Source organism: Deinococcus yavapaiensis KR-236 (genome assembly GCF_003217515.1).
Taxonomy (GTDB): domain Bacteria; phylum Deinococcota; class Deinococci; order Deinococcales; family Deinococcaceae; genus Deinococcus_A; species Deinococcus_A yavapaiensis.
Map to the genome: position 1 here is coordinate 465,086 of NZ_QJSX01000001.1, position 16,851 is coordinate 481,936.

The window sequence follows — 16,851 nt, forward strand, 5'->3', positions numbered from 1 at the left end:
AAGCCGAGCAGGGTCGCCGCGCTCGACCCTGCCGGGCACGAGGCGCACGAATCCGCGCGCCGGTACGCCCTTGAAACGTTCGAAGTGTGCTCGAAAGGGCGACGAGTTCCCGACGAGGCGGCGAGTTCGAAGGGCTTCTCGCAGAAGCGTGGCCGATTCCTGACGCTTGTTCGTCGCCTCCGGCCGAGAAGGTTCCCCTTTCGCGCCAGCCCCTTCCCGTCAGTCGTTCAGCACCGGATTCACGGCGAACGTCAGTTGCGCGCCCGGTTTCACGTAGACGCACTTCACGAAGACGAGGCGCGTCCGGACGATGACGTGCTCGAATCCGGCAGGCAAGTCCGAGCGGCGCGCGTTCAGCAAGCAACCCTGGTACAGCTCGGGCAGTTCGTCGGGACCGCCGACGGTCTTCACGAGGTCGCGGACGATCTTGGCGACCGCACGGACATCGGTCTTCGAGCTGATCCACACGTCGAGCGACGCCGCGAGGACGGGCGCCGTCCTCGCCTGGTTCGTGTCGGGGCGGGCCTGCTTCGGGTAGCGAAAGAGCTTGGCCGTCACGCCGGGGACGTTCAAGGTGTGCGTGTAGATGTACGCGGGACTTTCACCACGCGTCAGGACGGCGGGCGAGCAGTCATACGTCTTGCAGAACGAGGTCGAGGAGAGGTTGGCGGAGGAACCGAAAAAAGCCGATGTGGGCGTGCCGAGCGCGAGCAGGGAAAGGGCGGAGAGAAGGTGCATCGAGGCAAGCTAGCGCCGCCTCGTTACGCTGCCCTGAAGCGGCAGGTGTCCCGCCACGCGAGCTCAACGAGAAGCTGAGTTGCTGTGCTCCTTCCGTCACGGTAGCTCGCCGTGCCCCCCGTGTCCTTGATCCAGCGGTGCTCGTCGGGCGGAACAGCTCGAGCGGTGAGGGGGCCGCCGATTCAGTCGGTCGTCTTCGTCAAGGCGGCGAGGGCGGCTGTCACGCCGCCCCGGACGATCATTCGAGTTCGGTCAAATCGATTCCAGCGGCTTCGCGTTTCCCTGCACGAAGCGCTCGACGCCGCTCGGCGCGGCCCACTTCGCGGCGTTCACCAACACTCGTCGTACGTCCGGAAGGTGATACGTCGGGTACGTTTCGTGTCCGGGGCGGAAGTAGAAGATTTTGCCTTTGCCGCGCGTCCACGTGCAACCCGATCGAAAGACCTCGCCGCCGCTGAACCAGCTCACGAACACGAGTTCTTCGGGGGCGGGCACGTCGAAGAACTCGCCATACATCTCCTCTCGCTCGATCTCCACGAATTCGTGCAGCCCCGTCACGATCGGATGGTGCGGCGCGACGATCCACAGGCGTTCCTTGTCGTTCGCCTCGCGCCACTTCAACATGCAGCCCGTCCCCATGAGGCGTCGGAACGGCTTGGCCATGTGCGCGGAGTGCAGGGGCACGAAGCCCATGCCGTCGTACACGCGCTTCACGACGCGGTCGACGATTTCGTCCTTCACTTCCTCGTGCGCGAGGTGTCCCCACCACACGACGACTTGCGCCCACGCGAGCGCTTCCTCCGTCAGGCCGTGTTCGTCGTCGTCGAGGGTGGCGGTGCGAACGTCGCATCCACCTTCGCGCAGCGCGGACGCGACCGCGCCGTGAATGCCGTCGGGGTACAGCTCGTCGACTTTCGGATTCTTGCGTTCGTGGCGATGTTCGTTCCAGACGAGAACGCGGACGGGCTGAGTCATATCTTGGGTCATACGAGAACCTCCGAGGATGGCGAGAGGAATTCCGAGAGGTCGACCGTTCGGTCTTCCTGGGCGCTTTTGACGGCGGCAAGCGACAACGCGAGGCTGGCGAGGTTGTCGCGGCCCGACGTCTCGGGTTCGCGGCCTGTCCGGATGGCGTGGACGAAGTCGGCGAGGGTTCCGGCACGGTCGAGGTGCGGCACGGCGGGCAAGCGGACGGCGCGGGCGTTGCCTTTCAGCCCGCGCACCGCGACGCGTTCGGGCTTGGCAGGATCGTCTCCGCGGCTGGACCACGCGATCTCGCCGTTGGAAAAGTCCATCTTCCACTCGCCCGCCCACGGCGTCACGGGGCCCGACGACGCCCAGCTTCCTCGGTAGTCGACCATCACGCCGCCTTCGAACTCGATGGTGAGGTAAGCGGCGGCGGGATCCTTGTAAGGACTCCACGGCGGGTTGAAGGCGTGGCAGCGGATTCGCAGCGGTTCGCGCCCGAGGACCATGCGAAGCAGGTCGAAGTGGTGAATCGCCATGTCGACGAGCAAGGGTTGCGGCCACGTGTGGTGTCCCGCGCCCGTTGGCAGCGTGCGGGCGAAGTCGCGGCGGAAGTCTATTTCGACGGTGCCGATCGTCCCGACGCGCTCCTCGTTCACGAGACGCTGAACGAACCTCGGAGCCGGATGATGTCGGTAGTTCTGGCTGACCGCCAGCACCTTGCTGGCGGTACGGGCGGCGTCGACGGCGCTTCTCGCTTCGCGCAGCGTCATCGCGAACGGCTTTTCGACGAGGACGTGCAAGCCCGCGCTGAGCGCTTCGACAGCGACAGGCACGTGTCCGGCGACGCTTGTCGTGACGAGGGCCGCGTCGGCCTCGACGGCGTTCAAGGCGTCGCTCAGAGACGGAAAGCACGCCCCTTCGTGCGCACCTTCCTTGACGGCGGCGGCGAGAGACTCGGGATAGGGGTCGACCCACGCGACAGGCGTCACGTCGGGAGACGATTGCAAAACGCGCATCCAACTGCGGCCCCATCCGCCCGTGCCGACGTGGACGAGGCGCAAAGGCGAATGGGCCGACGGTGTTTCGCTCATGAAGGCTCCTTGGTCAGGGCGACGTTGATCACGGAACGGCGGTGGAACGACGGGCGTCGGGAACGCAGAGTCATCCTAACCTTTGTCGCGCGCGCCCTCGCACCGTTCTGCTAGAATGCGACGTTGATTCTGAAGAACGTCGCCTTCCTTCTGCCTCCGGCGTATCAGAAACCCAGGGAGAATCTCGCTTGAACAACATCATCGTGCGCGGCGCGCGGGAGCACAACCTCAAGAACATCACGGTCGAGCTGCCCCGCAATCAATTCGTCGTCATCACGGGCGTCTCGGGCTCGGGAAAGTCGACGCTCGCCTTCGACACCATCTACGCCGAAGGGCAGCGGCGCTACGTCGAGAGCCTCTCGGCGTACGCACGCCAGTTCCTCGGCCTCATGGAAAAGCCGGACGTCGACAGCATCGAGGGCCTCTCGCCCGCCATTTCCATCGATCAAAAGACGACGTCTCACAACCCGAGGTCCACGGTCGGGACGGTCACGGAGATCCACGACTACCTGCGCCTGCTCTACGCGCGGGTCGGCACGCCTTACTGCCCGATTTGCGGACGTAAAATCGAGCGGCAATCTCCGAGCGAGATCACCGACAAACTCTTGACCACCTTCACGGACGCGCGGGCCATTCTGCTCGCTCCGGTCGTGCGGGGCCGCAAGGGCGAGTACCGCAAGGTCCTCGGGGATCTCAAGCGTGAAGGCTTCGCGCGGGCGCGCGTGGACGGCATCATCTACGACCTCGACGAGGCCGAGAAGCTCAAGCTCGAAAAGTTCGAGAAGCACGACATCGACGTCGTCGTGGATCGCCTCGCGCTTCGCGAAAGCGACCGGGGTCGCATCGCCGAGAGCGTCGAGTTGGGCTTGCGGCGCGGCGAAGGTCTGCTGCGGGTTCTGCTGCCCGACACGAACCACGAGGAACTCTACTCCGAGAAGTTCGCGTGCCCCGAGCACGGCAGCGTTCTCGAAGAGCTCGAGCCGCGCTCCTTCTCGTTCAACAATCCGTACGGGGCGTGCGGTGACTGCGCGGGGCTCGGCAGCAAGCTGGAGTTCAGCGCGGACGAGATCATCGACGAGAACCTCTCGATCGCCGAGGGCGCCATCGTGCCGTGGAGCAAGAAGGGCACGGGCGGCGGCGTGTACTACTGGGACAAGTTGCGGGCGCTGTCCGAGCACCTCGACTTCGACCTCAAGACTCCGTGGCGCGAACTGCCCGACAACGTCAAGGAAATCGTGCTGCGTGGCATGGCCGAGCCTTTCGAGGTCGTCTACCGCCGCAACGGCAAGGAAACGATGCGCTTCATGACGGAGTACGAAGGCGTCGTTCCAAACTTGGAGCGGCGCTACGGCGAGACCGAGTCGGACTTCATGCGCGAGAAGCTCGAGGAGCTCATGGAGATGGTGCCTTGCCCGACGTGCGGCGGGACACGCTACAAGCCCGAGATCCTCGCCGTGCGCGTCGGGGGACTGAACATCGCGCAGGCGAGCCACATGAGCGTTCTGGAAGCGGACCGCTTCTTCGACTTGATGGGCGAAAGCACCGTCACGAACGACTTCATCACGAAGTTCCTGGAGAGCGGCATGGGCGGCACGAAGAAGGTCGCGCCCGCCCGCAACCTCGACTTGTCGCTCGGCGGCTTCGGCACCGCGGTCGCCGCGCCGATTCTGCGGGCGATTCGCACGCGCCTGAAGTTCCTCGTGGACGTCGGCCTCGACTACCTGTCGCTCGACCGCACCGCCAACACCCTCTCGGGCGGCGAAGCGCAGCGCATTCGCCTCGCGACGCAAGTCGGCAGCGGGCTCACGGGCGTGCTCTACGTGCTCGACGAGCCCTCCATCGGGCTGCACCCCAAGGACAACGGGCGCCTCATCCAGACCTTGAAGAACCTGCGCGACCTCGGCAACACCCTGCTCGTCGTGGAGCACGACGAGGAGACGATGATGGAAGCCGACTACCTCATCGACATGGGTCCCGGCGCCGGTGTCCACGGCGGGGACGTGGTGGCAGTCGGCACGCCGAAGGACGTCGCGAACAATCCCGACAGTCTCACGGGCAAGTACCTGAGAGGCGACGTCAAGATCGAGGTGCCGACCGAGCGCCGACGCGGCAACGGCAAGAAGCTCAAGGTGCGCGGCGCGCGCGAGCACAACTTGCGCAACGTCGACGTAGAAATTCCCCTCGCCACGATGACGGTCGTGTCGGGGCCGAGCGGATCGGGCAAGTCCACGCTCATTCACGACATCCTGCACGCGACCCTCGCACGCGAGCTCAACCGTGCGAAGACGAATCCCGGCAAGTACGACTCCATGGAAGGCATCGAGCACCTCGACAAGGTCATCGAGATCGACCAGAGTCCGATCGGACGCACGCCGAGAAGCAATCCGGCGACGTACACGGGCGTCTTCACCGAGATCCGCGACTTGATGACGCGCACGACCGAGGCGCGTCGGCGCGGCTATCAAGCGGGACGGTTCTCGTTCAACGTCAAAGGCGGGCGCTGCGAGCACTGCAAAGGCGACGGCGTCATGAAGATCGAGATGAACTTCCTGCCCGACATCTACGTGCCGTGCGAAGTGTGCAAAGGCGCGCGCTACAACCGTGAAACGCTGGAAGTGAAGTACAACGGGCAAAGCATCGCCGACATCCTCGACATGACGGTGGAGGTCGCCACGACCTTCTTCGAGAACATCCCGACGATCGAGCGCAAGTTGCAGTTGCTGTGCGACGTCGGCTTGGGATACATGAAGATCGGTCAGCCGTCCACGACGCTGTCGGGCGGCGAGGCGCAACGCATCAAGCTCGCGTCCGAGCTCAGCAAGCGCGCGACGGGCAAGACGATCTACATTCTCGACGAGCCCACGACGGGCCTGCACTTCGAGGACGTACGCCGACTCATGGGCGTGCTGGAACGTCTCGTGGAAGCGGGCAACACCTTGCTGATCATCGAGCACAACCTCGACGTCATCAAAGCCGCCGACCACATCATCGATCTCGGTCCCGAAGGTGGCATTCGAGGTGGAGAGATCGTCACGACCGGCACGCCGGAAGAAGTCGCGGCGCACCCCACGAGTCACACGGGCGCGTACCTCGCCAAGATTCCCGAGATCGCCGCACGCTCCGGCGTCGTACCGGCCCCGGCCAAGAAGAAGACGTCGAAGCGTGAAAGGATCGCAGGGTGACGCCCGCTCCTCGCAGGCCCGCGCCGCGCGCGAAGCGCGACTTTTCCAACGTTTGGCGCTGGACGATCGGCCTCTTGGGGCTGGTCGTCTTGGCGGCCGTGCTGCTCAGCCCGCTGGAGTGGCAAGTGAAGCTGGCCGTGTGGATCGTGGCCGTGCTGCTCCTCGACGAGTGCGGCAACTGGTTCGGCTACACGGGCGCGCTCTTGGGCGCCTTGCCGTTGCTCGCCGGGCTTGTTCAGCCATTCGTGGACGTCACGGCGACCGCGCCCCAGTGGTACGTCGCCTTTCCGTTGATCGTAGCGGGCCTCGTCGCCGCGCTTTTGGTGAAGCACGCGGGCGGTTGGTTCGGCTTGCCGTTCGCGGCGGTGCTGCTGCTCGCCCCGCTTCTGATCGCGCGTCAATTCGGCAGCCAATTCGACGAGACGGTCACGCTGCCGCAAACGGAAGACTTCTGGACTTACACTTTGTGGCCGACCGTCGCCGGACTCGTGCTCGGCGCGGTCGTCCGGGTTGTGACGCGGCGACGCGAGGGCCGCTCGGCGTCGTAACACTTCTGAAACCCACGTGGATTAAGATGCCGTCAAGATGAGTCTAGCGCGCCCTGCTCGCAACAACGCCGTCATCGTGACGGTTCTCGTTCTCGCCGCGTTGATCGTCGGGTTCTTCGTTTGGCAACGCGTGACGTCGACGCGGGCGAGCGGCACGACGATCGACGTCTCCAATCAGCCCTTCTTGGGCAACGCCGACGCCAAGGTGACCGTGGTCGTCTTCGAGGACTTCAAGTGCCCGAACTGCAAGAACTTCGAGGAGAACGTCTACCCGACGATCAAGGAGAAGTTCATCGACACGAACCGCATTCGGTTCGCCTTCGTGAACTTTCCGTTCCTCGGACCCGACTCCACCACGGCCGCCGTCGCCGCGGAGTGCGCCTACCAGCAAAGCCCGCAGGCGTTTTGGCAGTACAAGACGATCATTTACCGCGGCCAGAAGGAAGAGACGACGCAGTGGGCGACGCCCGCGTACCTACAAGAGCTCGCCGGGTACGTGAACGGCCTCGACGCCGCCCAGCTCTCGCAGTGCATCGCGTCGAACGCGACCATCGAGAAGGTGAACGCAGACAACGCCCTCGCGCGTCGCCTCAACGTCGGCGGAACGCCCACGGTGTTCGTGAACGGCGTGCAGGTGCAGGCGCGCACCTTCGACGACTTCACGACCGCCATCGACCGCGCCTTGCAAAACGCTCGGTGACAGCAAAGGATCCTCGATGAGCACCGCCGCCTCTTCCTCCAGATCCACTTGGTTCACGCCCGAACGCCGCGTGTACGTGGCTTGGCTCGTCGCGCTCGCCGCGACCTTCGGGAGCTTGTACTTCTCGGAAATCGCGCGTTTCGTTCCGTGCACGCTGTGCTGGTATCAGCGCATCTGCATGTATCCTTTGGCGGTCGTGCTCGGCATCGCCGCGTACCGAGGGGACACGGACGTTCGCAAGTACGTTCTGCCGATGGCGGCGATCGGTTGGGTCATCGCCCTTTATCACATCCTCGAAGAGCGCGGCGTCGTGCCGACCCTCGCGACGTGCGCGGTCGGCGTGCCGTGCACGGTGAAGTGGATCAACTGGCTGGGCTTCATCACGATTCCCGTGCTGAGCTTCACGGCGTTCACGCTGATCCTCGTACTTTTGAGCTGGCGTCGACGCGCGGCGTGAACGTTCACGCTTGAGGTGCGGCGGGCAGGCGCTCGCCGCACGTCTTGCAGTACCGAGCGTCCGTGTCGTGCCGTTCCTCGCCGCATCGCTCGCACGTCACGAAGCGCGTCGGACGGCCCGCTCGCGCGAGGCTCACGGTGACGATTCCGGTCGGCACCGCGAGGATGCCGTAGCCGAGGATCATCGTCAAGCTCGCCAGGAACTTTCCGAGCGGGGTCGAAGGCGCGATGTCGCCGTATCCGACGGTCGTGATCGTCACGATGGCCCAGTACATGCTCGTCGGGATGGAGGTGTAGCCGTTCTCGGGTCCTTCCACGACGTACATCAGCGCGCCGATGATCAGAACGAGCGTCAGGACGGTCGCGAGGAAGACCGTGATTTTCGCGCTGCTCGCGCGAAGCGCCTCCGTGATGACGGACGCCTCTTGCAGGTAACGCCCGAGGCGCAGAATGCGAAACACGCGCAGCAAGCGCAAGGCGCGCACGACCGTGAAGGCTTGCGTGCCCGGAAACAGAAGCGCGATGAAGCCCGGCAGGATCGACAGCAAATCCACCACGCCGAAAAAGCTGCGCGAGTAGTGCAGGGCTCGCCGTGCCGTGACGAGCCGCAAGGTGTACTCGACCGTGAACACGATCGTGAACAGCCATTCGAGGTCGCGCAACATGACGCCGTACGACCGCCGCAACCCGGAAACGCTTTCGAGCATCACGGCGAAGACGGACGCGAAGATCAGCAAGGTGAGGGCGAGGTCGAACAGTTGTCCGGCGCGCGTGTCGTTGTTGAAGATGACATTGCCGAGCGAGACGCGCCACGGCGCCCGTCGATCCACGTATTCGCGATCCGGAGAGGCGGCCATACTTCAAGATGCCAAAGCGAAGAGGAGGCGCCTTCGCCTCCTCAATTCTTGCTCAAGTGTCGTCGATGCTCGCGCAAAGTCAGCCCAGCGGCTTTTGGTGCGGATTGCCTTCCTCGTCGAGCCAGAACGGTTCGGCGTCCGTGCTGACCATCGTCTCCGCCTCGATCGCTTCGATGAGGTCGTTGGGCAACGCGAACTGCGCCGTGATGAGGGGCGCGTTGAGGTAGCGCAACTTCAGGCGACGCTCGTCGAGGCGCGTTTGGTACGTCGCCGTGTCGATCGTGAGAGGATCGGTGTGGTCGCTGGCGAGGATGAAGCCGAACTGCAGGAAGTAGCCGGGGATGTACGTGCGGTACGTGCGAACATGCTCGAACACCTCGCGCACCGTGCGGTGGATGACGGGATGCTCTCGGTGGTGGGTGAGGAGCAGCATGCCCGCTTGCATCGCCACGAAACCGCCCGGCTTGAGGCGCTTCTTGAGAAGGCTGTACCACTCGACGGTGAACAGGAAGCGCGCGGGGCTGTCTTCTCCGACAGGGTCCGTGAGGTCGACGAGGATCACGTCGAACTGCTCGTCGTGCTGTTCGAGCCAAGCGCGAGCGTCCTCGGCGTAGACGTCGCTGCGAGGATCCTCGAAGGCGCCTTGGTGCCACTCGGGCAAGAGTTCCTTGGCGATGTCGATGAGCTCGTCGTCGATGTCGACCATCACGGCGCGCTCCACAGACGGGTGCTTCAGGACTTCGCGCAGCGTCGCTCCTTCGCCTCCGCCCACGATGAACACCGACGTCGGCTCGGGGTGCGCGAGGAGGGCCGGATGGACGAGCGTGTCGTGGTAGACGTGCTCGTCGCGCTCGGTGCTTTGCGCGTCCTTGTCGAGGATCAAGACCTTTCCGAAGCCTTCGGAGCGAAACAGGGTGAGTTCCTGGAATTTCGTGGTGCGCTTGGCGAGAATCTCGTCCATGCGGCGCAGCATCGATTCGTACGGAGTGATTTCTTCGAGGAAGTAGGAGCCGAACTTCATGAAAACCTCCTGCAAGGCAGAGGGCGGGTGCAACACCCGCCCGTACGGGGAGTGGAATTACGGATTGGAGTGCGGCTCTTCGACGAGTTGTCCGCTCGGGCCGCGGGTGCGTCGGGCGCCGCGCCACAAGTGGTAGTGGTCCTGGTCGGACGCGCCGAGGGCTGTCGTGAGCTCGCGAATGACTTGCTCGGGGTTGGCGTCGCCTCGATAAAAGTACAAGTCGAGGGTGGCCGAAGCGTTGTCCTCCGGCCAGGTGTGAATCGTCACCAGGGCGACGGGGCTCATCACCGTGCCCGAGAGACCTTGCGGCTGAAATTTGTGAAAGACGCTGTGCACCGTCTCGGGCACCGCGCCGAGACTGATCACGGCGTCTCGCATGGCGGCTTCGACGTGCTCGGCGTTCTCGATGGTGTCGTAGTCGCATCCGTAAATCTCGGCGACCCAGCGGCCTCCCTCGGCCAAACCGTACTCGGCAAAACCCGTCATAGCAATTGAGCACTTTAGCACGCCACGAAGGCCGAGGGGCCAAGGGTGGCGATCAAGTCAAGGAGTCATCAAGCGGCGAGCGGCTTCCTCCAAGTCGTCGGCAGCCGCCAGACTCGATCCGACGAGGACGGCGTCGGCGAGGCCGCGCACGTCCGCGAGTTGCTCGGCGCGCTCGTAGCCGCTTTCGGCGACGAGCACGCCCTCGAAGCCGCGCGCCCGCGCGAGGCGCATGAGCCTCGGTGCGTTGGCGAGGTCGGTCTTCAGCGTCGTGAGGTCACGGTTGTTGACGCCGAGGATTTCCGCGTCCGCCTCCAGCGCGACATCGAGTTCGCGTTCGTCGTGCACCTCCACGAGAGCGTCGAGGCCGAGGGCGTGCGCCGTTTGCACGAACGTGTGCGTCAGCTCGCCGAGCACCGACACCATCAAGAGCGCCGCGGACGCGCCGAGTTGCGCCGCCTCGGCCAGCATGGCGGGATGCACGACGAAGTCCTTGCGCAAGGCCGGGATGGCGACCGCCTTCACGACGTCCCGCAACGCCTGGTCGTCACCTCCGAAGTGCCGGGGCTCCGTCAAGACGGACACGGCGCGCGCTCCGCCCCGCTCGTAAGAGCGCGCGGCTTGGGCAGGGTCGAGGGCGGCGATGTGTCCCTTGCTGGGCGAGGCGCGCTTGACCTCGGCGATCAAGGACAAGCCCGGAAGGCGAAGGGCCCGTTCGAAGCGCTTCGTGCGAGGACGTGCGGAGGGCTGGAATTCGGCGTCGAGGTAATCCTCGGCGCGCTCGCGCACGATGCGGCCCAGCACGCCGGGAACGGCAGTGAAATCCATGCGGGCATGATAGAGGTTCCGTCCTTTTCGTGGAGGACCGCGGAGGCGACCGTCCTTCGCCCTCCTCCCGAATTCGTTTGCTCCGGCTTCTCCCCTCGAGTGCGTTGAGGTCGGCGCTCGGCCCGCTTCAACCGGAACGCCCTTGAGACTCGTGTTAGCATTTTCAAATGACCTTCGTTCCTTCGAACGGCCCCGTGCAGATCTCCGCGAGCGAGATTCAAGCGCGCATCGCGGAAATCGGCGCGCAGATCGAACGTGAGTACGCCGGGCTCGAGCCTCACCTCATCTGCGTTCTCAACGGCGCGTTCCTGTTTCACGCGGACCTCGTGCGCGCCATCCGAATGCCTCTCACCGTGGACTTCCTCGCCGTGTCGAGCTACGGCAACGCCAAGCAGTCGAGCGGCGAGGTGCGCCTCGTCAAGGACCTCAGCCTGCCCTTGTCCAACCGGCACGTGATTCTGGTGGAGGACATCGTCGACACGGGCATCACGATGCAGTACTTGCTGCACTACCTGTCGGGCCGCGGACCGTCGTCGTTGAAAGTCGCGGCCCTGCTGAGCAAGCCGTCACGCCGCAAAGTGGAAGTCCCGGTCGACTACCTCGGCTTCACGATTCCCGACGCGTACGTGTACGGGTACGGCCTCGACCGCGCGCAATTCGACCGCAACCTGCCGTTCATCACGTCGCAGGAGTAAAACAAAGCGAAAAAAAGAGGCTCCTTTCGGAGCCTCTTTCGTTGGATGCGGCTTAGCGCTTCCCGCCCTTCTTGCCGCCCTTGCGGTCTCCACCGCCGCCGGTCGTGCGTTCCTTGGCGTCGCGCATGAAGGAGCGCAGCTTGGCTTCGAATTGGGGGGATTGACGCCCGATGGCGCGCGGACGCGGCATTTCCTCGGGTTCGTCGAGCAGCTCCTTGATGGACAGGTCAAGGCGGCCCTTCTCGTCGCGGCCGAGCACTTTCACTTCGACCGTCTGGCCTTCTTCCAAGTGGTCGCGAACCGAGCGCACGAAAGAGTGCGCGATTTGCGAGATGTGCACGAGGCCCGTCTCACCGTTCTCGAATTGGATGAAAGCTCCGAAGTCGGTCAAACGCGTGACGCGACCCTCGACGACGGCACCGGATTCAAGCTGCACCAAGAATGTCCTCCGTAAATGGCATAAGGCCATCCTATCACCCGGATACGCGAGGCGCAAAACAGCAGCTTTTCGTACTGGAATGGAAGTTTGCTCACCCTGACTGATACACTTGAGAGCGATGAAGCTGCGCGGCACGCTCGGAGGACTGAACTTACTGATCGAGCAGGGCGACACGGTCAAGAGCGTCGAGGAAGCGCTCTCGTCCAAGCGCTCCCTGCTGAAGGACAACGTCATGGTGGAACTGGAGGGCGATGCGGACCCGGCGGCGTTGGAAGCGGTGTTCAACGTCGTGCGCGCGGCGGGCGGCAACCTCGAGCGTGTGCGGGGAGGTCGCCCGATCGTGCAGGTGCAGGAAAGCGCCCGCACCGAGATCGTTCCGCACAGCATCCGGGCAGGCTTTCGCGGCGAGTACAAAGGAAGCGTCGTGATTCTCGGAGACGTGAATCCCGGCGTGGAAATCGTGGCGGGCGGAGACGTGATCGTGATGGGCGCCTTGCGCGGCGTGGTGCACGCGGGCGCGGGCGGCAAGGAGGACGCGATCGTATGGGCGCGTCCGATCGCCAGTCCGCAGATTCGCCTCGGTGACGCGCTCGCCCGCGCGCCGCAAGACAACGCCATGCAATCGATGCGGCGAATCGAGGAGGGCAGCGCGGAAATGGCGCGCCTGCAAGACGGCCAAATCGTGATCGAGACGCAGAGCTTGAAGATGTCTTGAGCGCGAGGAGACGGCGCGCGACACTCCTCAACGTGCCCTTTTTGTCGTATACTGATGAAGCAATTCCTCTTGCGAGGGGTGGGCAGGTGCCCACCCTGTTTTCTTGAGAGGCCGTCTCGCAAGACACAACGACTCGCATGAGGCAGGGGGGTGATGAGGGGCGTGACGTGAACGAAGTAGCGCGCGCCGTCCCTATGACGCAACAACTCGAAAACATCGTGACGACCGTCCTCGAACCATTGGGGTTCGAAGTGTTGGAAGTCCACCTGCAAAATCCCGGGCGCAAGCCTTTGCTGCTCGTTCGCATCGATCGCTTCGACGAGCAGCCCGTGACAATCGAGGACGTGCATCGCGCGTCGAGCGCCCTCGACGCCGAGCTCGACCGCCTCGACCCCATCGAAGGCGAATACCGCCTGGAGGTGGAGTCGCCGGGCGGCAAGCGACCCTTGAAGCGGGCGCGGCACTTCGAGCGCATGATCGGCTTGAAGGCGAAAGTGCGCTCGAAGGGGCACAACTTCACGGCCCCGATTCTCAAGGTGGAAGGTGACGACGTGACCTTCGATCTTCAGGATGGTCCCGTGACGCTGAAAGCCGGGGAGTTTCAGGCGAATTTGGCGGAGTTTCCGCCGTCTCACCGTTAAGGAGGTCTTCTTGCCATGACGGCAGAATTCAATTTTGTGGACGCGCTGCGCGAAGTCGCTCAGGCGCGTAACATCGACGAAATGCAGCTTATCGAGGCGTTCGAGCAATCGCTCGCGCAGGCCTATCAGCGCAACGTCGAGCCCGACAAGCGCGTCGAAGTGCATCTCGATCCGAAATCCGGCGAGCTCGAAGTGTTGATCGTACGAGAAGTCGTCGAGAAGGTCGAGAACGAGGCGTTGCAGATCAGCCTCGCCGACGCGCTCGAACTCGACCCCGACGTCGAGATCGGCATGGAGATGGAGTTTCCGGTGGAGCGCGAGAAATTCACGCGCATCGCCTTGCAAGCCGCCAAACAGACCCTCACGCAGAAGATGCGCGAGACCGAGCGCAACGTCGTCTACAACGAGTACAAGGACAAGGAAGGCCAAGTCCTGACGGCGACGGTCGTGCGCATGGACAACAAGAACAACGTCTTCGTGGAACTCGGCGCGGGCGAAGCGATCATGCCGCCGCGCGAGCAGATTCCCGGCGAGCGACTGCTGAACGGCAACCGCGTCAAGATCTACCTCAAGGAAGTCCGCAAGACCCCGAAAGGCCCGACGATTCTCGCGTCACGCGCCGACGAGCGACTGCTGGAGTACCTCCTCAAGCAAGAAATCCCCGAAGTCGCCGAGGGGATCGTCGAAGTCAAGGCGATCGCGCGTGAAGCAGGCCAGCGCTCCAAGGTGGCGGTGTTCAGCCGCAACTCGAACGTCGACCCGATTGGCGCGTGCATCGGTCACCGTGGCAACCGCATTCAAGCGGTGACGGGCGAACTCGGGCGTGAGCGCGTTGACGTCATCTTGTGGGACGCGAGCCCGCGCGAATTCATTCGCAACGCCCTCTCCCCCGCCAAGGTGGGTCTCATCGAAGTCAACCCCGACCGCAAGGAAGCGACTGTGACGGTCACTCCCGATCAGCTCAGCCTCGCCATCGGCAAGGGCGGGCAGAACGTGCGTCTCGCCGCGAAGCTCACGGGCTTCAAAGTGGACCTCAAGGAGACGCAGGCCGTCGCCGACCTCGACGCCGCCATCGCGCAGGCGATGCAGGACAAGGAGGAGGCGCCCGCTACGAGCAGCAGCGCCCGAGCCGCCTTCGACGCGCTCTTCAAAGACGCCAAGACCGTCGCCTCGGCCACGCCCGAAGGTGACACCGACCTGAACGACTGAGTTCGCCGACGAGCAGAAACGCCGAGGTGTTCACCTTGAGCAGCCCACAGTCCACCAAGCACGTTCCCGAACGCAGTTGCGTCGCGTGTCGGCGCAAAGGACCGCAAGCGGAGTTCGTCCGCCTTCGAAAGACGGAGACGGGCTGGGAAGTGTCGCAAGGCCAGCGGGAAGGTCGAGGCGCCTACGTCTGCAAGGACAACTCCGCGTGCCATACGGAGAAGCGCCTGCGCCGAGCTCTTGGAGCGTCGGCGGCGAGCGTGGCGAATGCCCTTTCATCGGGAACGTTTATGAACACAATCTAACCAGGAGCGCTTTCACAGCGCTTTTGAAGCTGGGCTTTTCGGAGGTCCATCATGTCTAAAGTTCGCATTTACGCTCTTGCCAAAGAGCTCGGCGTGGAAACCGCCAAAATGTTGGAAATCCTCGACTCGCTCGGGGTGCAGTACAAATCCTCGTCGAGCACCCTCGACGAGGAGACCGTCGAGGCGATCAAGACGATCCTCGCGGACTCGTCGTCCAAGGCCGAGGACGCCGCTCCCGAGGATTCTTCGGTGAACGCGTCCGCGACGCAAGAAGCGGCGCCCGAACCGGTCGCCGCCACCCCCCCGGTCGCGTCCAATCCGACGCCCGCCCCGCAGCCATCCGCCGCGCAAAGCGCCACGGCGGGAGAGGAGCGCACCTTGGCCGCCCAACCTGCCGCCGTCACCACGACGGCCACCGAACTGCCGCACCGCGCGCCCGTCGTGACGATCATGGGTCACGTCGACCACGGCAAGACGAGCTTGCTCGACTACATTCGCAAGACGAAGGTCGCCGCGAAGGAAGCGGGCGGCATCACGCAGCACGTCGGCGCCTTCGAAGCGAAGACCAGCCGAGGCAAAGTCGTCTTCATCGACACGCCGGGTCACGAGGCGTTCACGACGATTCGTGCGCGCGGAGCGAACGTTGCCGACATCGCCATCATCGTGATCGCCGCCGATGACTCCGTCATGCCGCAAACGCGAGAAGCGATCGCGCACGCCAAGGCGGCCAACGTGCCCATCATCGTCGCGATCAACAAGATCGACCTCGCGCAGGCAAACGTCGACAAGGTCAAGCAAGACATCATCCCCCTCGACCTCGTGCCCGAAGAATTCGGAGGCGAGACGATCGTCGTGGGCGTCTCGGCGCGCAGCGGTGAAGGTGTCGAGGATCTGCTCGAAATGATTTCGCTCGTCGCCGAGATCGCCGATCTGCGGGCCGACCCGAAGGCGGCCTTGAAGGGCGTCGTGATCGAGAGCCGCGTCGACAAGCAGATGGGTGTGCTCGCGAACATCATCGTGCAGGAAGGCACCGTACACGTCGGGGACTTCCTGGTCGTCGGCGAGAAGTACGGCAAGATCAAGGCCCTCACGAACTCCGTCGGGGACCGCATCAAGGACGCCGGCCCCAGCACGCCCGTGCAGATCCTCGGCTTCAGCGAGGCGCCCACCGCCGGCGACACCGTCACGAGCGCGAAGAACGAGCACCAAGCGCGCGAACTCGTCGCGGGTCGCACGCAAGATCGCCGTGATGTCGAGGAGGCGCGCAAGGGCCGTCGTCTCTCGCTCGACGACATCTTGGGCGCACCGGGCGACGTGCACGAGGTGAACCTCATCCTGCGCGCGGACACTCAAGGATCGCTCGAAGCGCTGCAAGGCATTCTCGCGCGCAAGTCCAGCGAGGAAGTCAAGCTCACGGTGATGTTCGCCGGCATCGGCGCGCCCACCGAGGGTGACGTGCTGCTCGCCAGCACCGCGAACGCCGAGATCATGTGCTTCAACGTCACCGCGTCGGGCGGCGTGAAGAAAGCGGCGGACAACAAGGGCATCGAGTTGAAGTCGTTCCGGATCATCTACGAGTTGATCGACGAAGTCGACCGCCTCATCAAGGGCCAGCAGGAACCCGTGTTCGAAGAGCGTTACCTCGGGCGCGCGGAAGTTCGCATGGTCATTCGCCACCCGAAGGCGGGCGTCGTCGCCGGGTCGTACGTGCAAGACGGGATGCTGAGGCGCAACGCCAAGGTGAAGGTCACGCGCGGACGGCAAGTCGTGTACAACGGCACCATCGTGGGCCTCAAGCGTTTCAAGGACGACGTCCGCGAAGTGCAAACGGGCTACGAGTGCGGTATCAACATCGACTGGAACGACGTGCAAGAAGGCGACGTCATTGAGGCGAGCGAGCTCGTCGAAGTGACGTCGTAACTCCTCCCTAGCCTCCCTAGGGTTCGTCAGACGCACCCCAAGCCTCCTCTCCCGTGA

18 protein-coding genes are annotated in these 16,851 nt (G+C 64.1%); 10 read left to right on the top strand and 8 right to left on the bottom strand.

Annotation, left to right across the window (positions count from 1 at the left end):
- Nucleotides 1-219: 219 nt before the first annotated feature.
- The 3 genes from DES52_RS02300 to DES52_RS02310 form a co-directional block, all read right to left on the bottom strand.
- A complete protein-coding gene (locus tag DES52_RS02300; RefSeq protein WP_110885117.1) occupies nt 220-738 on the bottom strand; it encodes a hypothetical protein in 519 nt (172 codons plus the stop codon).
- Nucleotides 739-990: 252 nt separating this feature from the next.
- Nucleotides 991-1,725 carry a ThuA domain-containing protein gene (locus tag DES52_RS02305; RefSeq protein ID WP_211317842.1) on the bottom strand — a complete coding sequence of 245 codons (735 nt, stop codon included), beginning with the start codon at nt 1,723-1,725 and terminating at the stop codon, nt 991-993.
- The gene (locus tag DES52_RS02310; protein ID WP_110885119.1) at nt 1,722-2,798 is read right to left on the bottom strand and encodes a Gfo/Idh/MocA family protein; all 1,077 of its coding nucleotides are present in this window, start codon (nt 2,796-2,798) and stop codon (nt 1,722-1,724) included. The genes DES52_RS02305 and DES52_RS02310 overlap by 4 nt, the downstream gene beginning before the upstream one ends.
- Nucleotides 2,799-2,986: 188 nt before the next feature.
- On the opposite strand from DES52_RS02310, the gene uvrA reads away from it, so the two are divergent.
- Genes uvrA through DES52_RS02330 form a run of 4 tightly spaced genes read left to right on the top strand, consistent with a single transcriptional unit; the run spans nt 2,987 to nt 7,685 of the window.
- Complete coding sequence (uvrA, locus tag DES52_RS02315; protein ID WP_110885120.1) at nt 2,987-5,980, top strand: excinuclease ABC subunit UvrA; 2,994 nt, start codon at nt 2,987-2,989, stop codon at nt 5,978-5,980.
- Nucleotides 5,977-6,528 (top strand): hypothetical protein, encoded by a 552-nt coding sequence (locus tag DES52_RS02320; protein WP_110885121.1) that lies wholly within the window; start codon nt 5,977-5,979, stop codon nt 6,526-6,528. Before uvrA ends, DES52_RS02320 begins: the two co-directional genes overlap by 4 nt.
- A 37-nt stretch (nt 6,529-6,565) precedes the next feature.
- Nucleotides 6,566-7,228: a DsbA family protein gene (locus DES52_RS02325; RefSeq protein WP_110885122.1), complete on the top strand. Its 663-nt coding sequence runs from the start codon at nt 6,566-6,568 to the stop codon at nt 7,226-7,228.
- Nucleotides 7,229-7,244: 16 nt separating this feature from the next.
- Nucleotides 7,245-7,685 carry a disulfide oxidoreductase gene (locus tag DES52_RS02330; RefSeq protein WP_110885123.1) on the top strand — a complete coding sequence of 147 codons (441 nt, stop codon included), beginning with the start codon at nt 7,245-7,247 and terminating at the stop codon, nt 7,683-7,685.
- 4 nt (nt 7,686-7,689) lie between these two features.
- On the opposite strand, the gene DES52_RS02335 is transcribed toward DES52_RS02330, so the two are convergent.
- The 4 genes from DES52_RS02335 to trpC all read right to left on the bottom strand — a co-directional run bounded on the left by DES52_RS02335 (nt 7,690) and on the right by trpC (nt 10,873).
- The gene (locus DES52_RS02335) at nt 7,690-8,541 is read right to left on the bottom strand and encodes an ion transporter (RefSeq protein ID WP_110885124.1); all 852 of its coding nucleotides are present in this window, start codon (nt 8,539-8,541) and stop codon (nt 7,690-7,692) included.
- Between the two features lie 79 nt (nt 8,542-8,620).
- Complete coding sequence (gene speE, locus DES52_RS02340; RefSeq protein ID WP_110885125.1) at nt 8,621-9,562, bottom strand: polyamine aminopropyltransferase; 942 nt, start codon at nt 9,560-9,562, stop codon at nt 8,621-8,623.
- A gap of 57 nt (nt 9,563-9,619) precedes the next feature.
- Complete coding sequence (gene speD, locus DES52_RS02345; protein ID WP_110885126.1) at nt 9,620-10,048, bottom strand: S-adenosylmethionine decarboxylase; 429 nt, start codon at nt 10,046-10,048, stop codon at nt 9,620-9,622.
- Nucleotides 10,049-10,105: 57 nt separating this feature from the next.
- Nucleotides 10,106-10,873: an indole-3-glycerol phosphate synthase TrpC gene (gene trpC, locus DES52_RS02350; protein ID WP_110885127.1), complete on the bottom strand. Its 768-nt coding sequence runs from the start codon at nt 10,871-10,873 to the stop codon at nt 10,106-10,108.
- Nucleotides 10,874-11,040: 167 nt separating this feature from the next.
- Between trpC and hpt the strand changes: the two genes are divergently transcribed.
- The gene (hpt, locus tag DES52_RS02355; RefSeq protein ID WP_110885128.1) at nt 11,041-11,568 is read left to right on the top strand and encodes a hypoxanthine phosphoribosyltransferase; all 528 of its coding nucleotides are present in this window, start codon (nt 11,041-11,043) and stop codon (nt 11,566-11,568) included.
- A gap of 52 nt (nt 11,569-11,620) precedes the next feature.
- Here the strand turns inward: hpt and DES52_RS02360 are convergent, their stop codons facing one another.
- Nucleotides 11,621-12,007: a S1 RNA-binding domain-containing protein gene (locus DES52_RS02360; protein WP_170130848.1), complete on the bottom strand. Its 387-nt coding sequence runs from the start codon at nt 12,005-12,007 to the stop codon at nt 11,621-11,623.
- A gap of 118 nt (nt 12,008-12,125) precedes the next feature.
- On the opposite strand from DES52_RS02360, the gene DES52_RS02365 reads away from it, so the two are divergent.
- The 5 genes from DES52_RS02365 (at nt 12,126) to infB (ending at nt 16,794) form a co-directional block, all read left to right on the top strand.
- A complete protein-coding gene (locus tag DES52_RS02365; protein ID WP_110885130.1) occupies nt 12,126-12,722 on the top strand; it encodes a septum site-determining protein MinC in 597 nt (198 codons plus the stop codon).
- Nucleotides 12,723-12,916: 194 nt separating this feature from the next.
- A complete protein-coding gene (gene rimP, locus DES52_RS02370; protein WP_110885131.1) occupies nt 12,917-13,363 on the top strand; it encodes a ribosome maturation factor RimP in 447 nt (148 codons plus the stop codon).
- 15 nt (nt 13,364-13,378) lie between these two features.
- Nucleotides 13,379-14,572: a transcription termination factor NusA gene (nusA, locus tag DES52_RS02375; protein ID WP_110885132.1), complete on the top strand. Its 1,194-nt coding sequence runs from the start codon at nt 13,379-13,381 to the stop codon at nt 14,570-14,572.
- Between the two features lie 26 nt (nt 14,573-14,598).
- On the top strand, nt 14,599-14,874 hold the full coding sequence (locus tag DES52_RS02380) for a YlxR family protein (RefSeq protein ID WP_245900572.1): 276 nt from the start codon (nt 14,599-14,601) through the stop codon (nt 14,872-14,874).
- A 51-nt stretch (nt 14,875-14,925) separates the two neighbouring features.
- Entirely contained in the window at nt 14,926-16,794 is a 1,869-nt protein-coding gene (gene infB / locus DES52_RS02385; RefSeq protein WP_110885133.1) for a translation initiation factor IF-2, read from the top strand.
- Nucleotides 16,795-16,851: the final 57 nt, after the last annotated feature.

Coding starts and splice junctions, on each gene's coding strand:
- trpC (WP_110885127.1), bottom strand. CDS start 10,873: ATGGATTTCACTGCCGTTCCCGGCGTGCTGGGCCGCATCGTGCGCGAG.
- DES52_RS02305 (WP_211317842.1), bottom strand. CDS start 1,725: ATGACCCAAGATATGACTCAGCCCGTCCGCGTTCTCGTCTGGAACGAA.
- DES52_RS02335 (WP_110885124.1), bottom strand. CDS start 8,541: ATGGCCGCCTCTCCGGATCGCGAATACGTGGATCGACGGGCGCCGTGG.
- DES52_RS02310 (WP_110885119.1), bottom strand. CDS start 2,798: ATGAGCGAAACACCGTCGGCCCATTCGCCTTTGCGCCTCGTCCACGTC.
- nusA (WP_110885132.1), top strand. CDS start 13,379: ATGACGGCAGAATTCAATTTTGTGGACGCGCTGCGCGAAGTCGCTCAG.
- hpt (WP_110885128.1), top strand. CDS start 11,041: ATGACCTTCGTTCCTTCGAACGGCCCCGTGCAGATCTCCGCGAGCGAG.
- DES52_RS02300 (WP_110885117.1), bottom strand. CDS start 738: ATGCACCTTCTCTCCGCCCTTTCCCTGCTCGCGCTCGGCACGCCCACA.
- speE (WP_110885125.1), bottom strand. CDS start 9,562: ATGAAGTTCGGCTCCTACTTCCTCGAAGAAATCACTCCGTACGAATCG.
- rimP (WP_110885131.1), top strand. CDS start 12,917: ATGACGCAACAACTCGAAAACATCGTGACGACCGTCCTCGAACCATTG.
- DES52_RS02325 (WP_110885122.1), top strand. CDS start 6,566: ATGAGTCTAGCGCGCCCTGCTCGCAACAACGCCGTCATCGTGACGGTT.
- DES52_RS02365 (WP_110885130.1), top strand. CDS start 12,126: ATGAAGCTGCGCGGCACGCTCGGAGGACTGAACTTACTGATCGAGCAG.
- speD (WP_110885126.1), bottom strand. CDS start 10,048: ATGACGGGTTTTGCCGAGTACGGTTTGGCCGAGGGAGGCCGCTGGGTC.
- infB (WP_110885133.1), top strand. CDS start 14,926: ATGTCTAAAGTTCGCATTTACGCTCTTGCCAAAGAGCTCGGCGTGGAA.
- DES52_RS02330 (WP_110885123.1), top strand. CDS start 7,245: ATGAGCACCGCCGCCTCTTCCTCCAGATCCACTTGGTTCACGCCCGAA.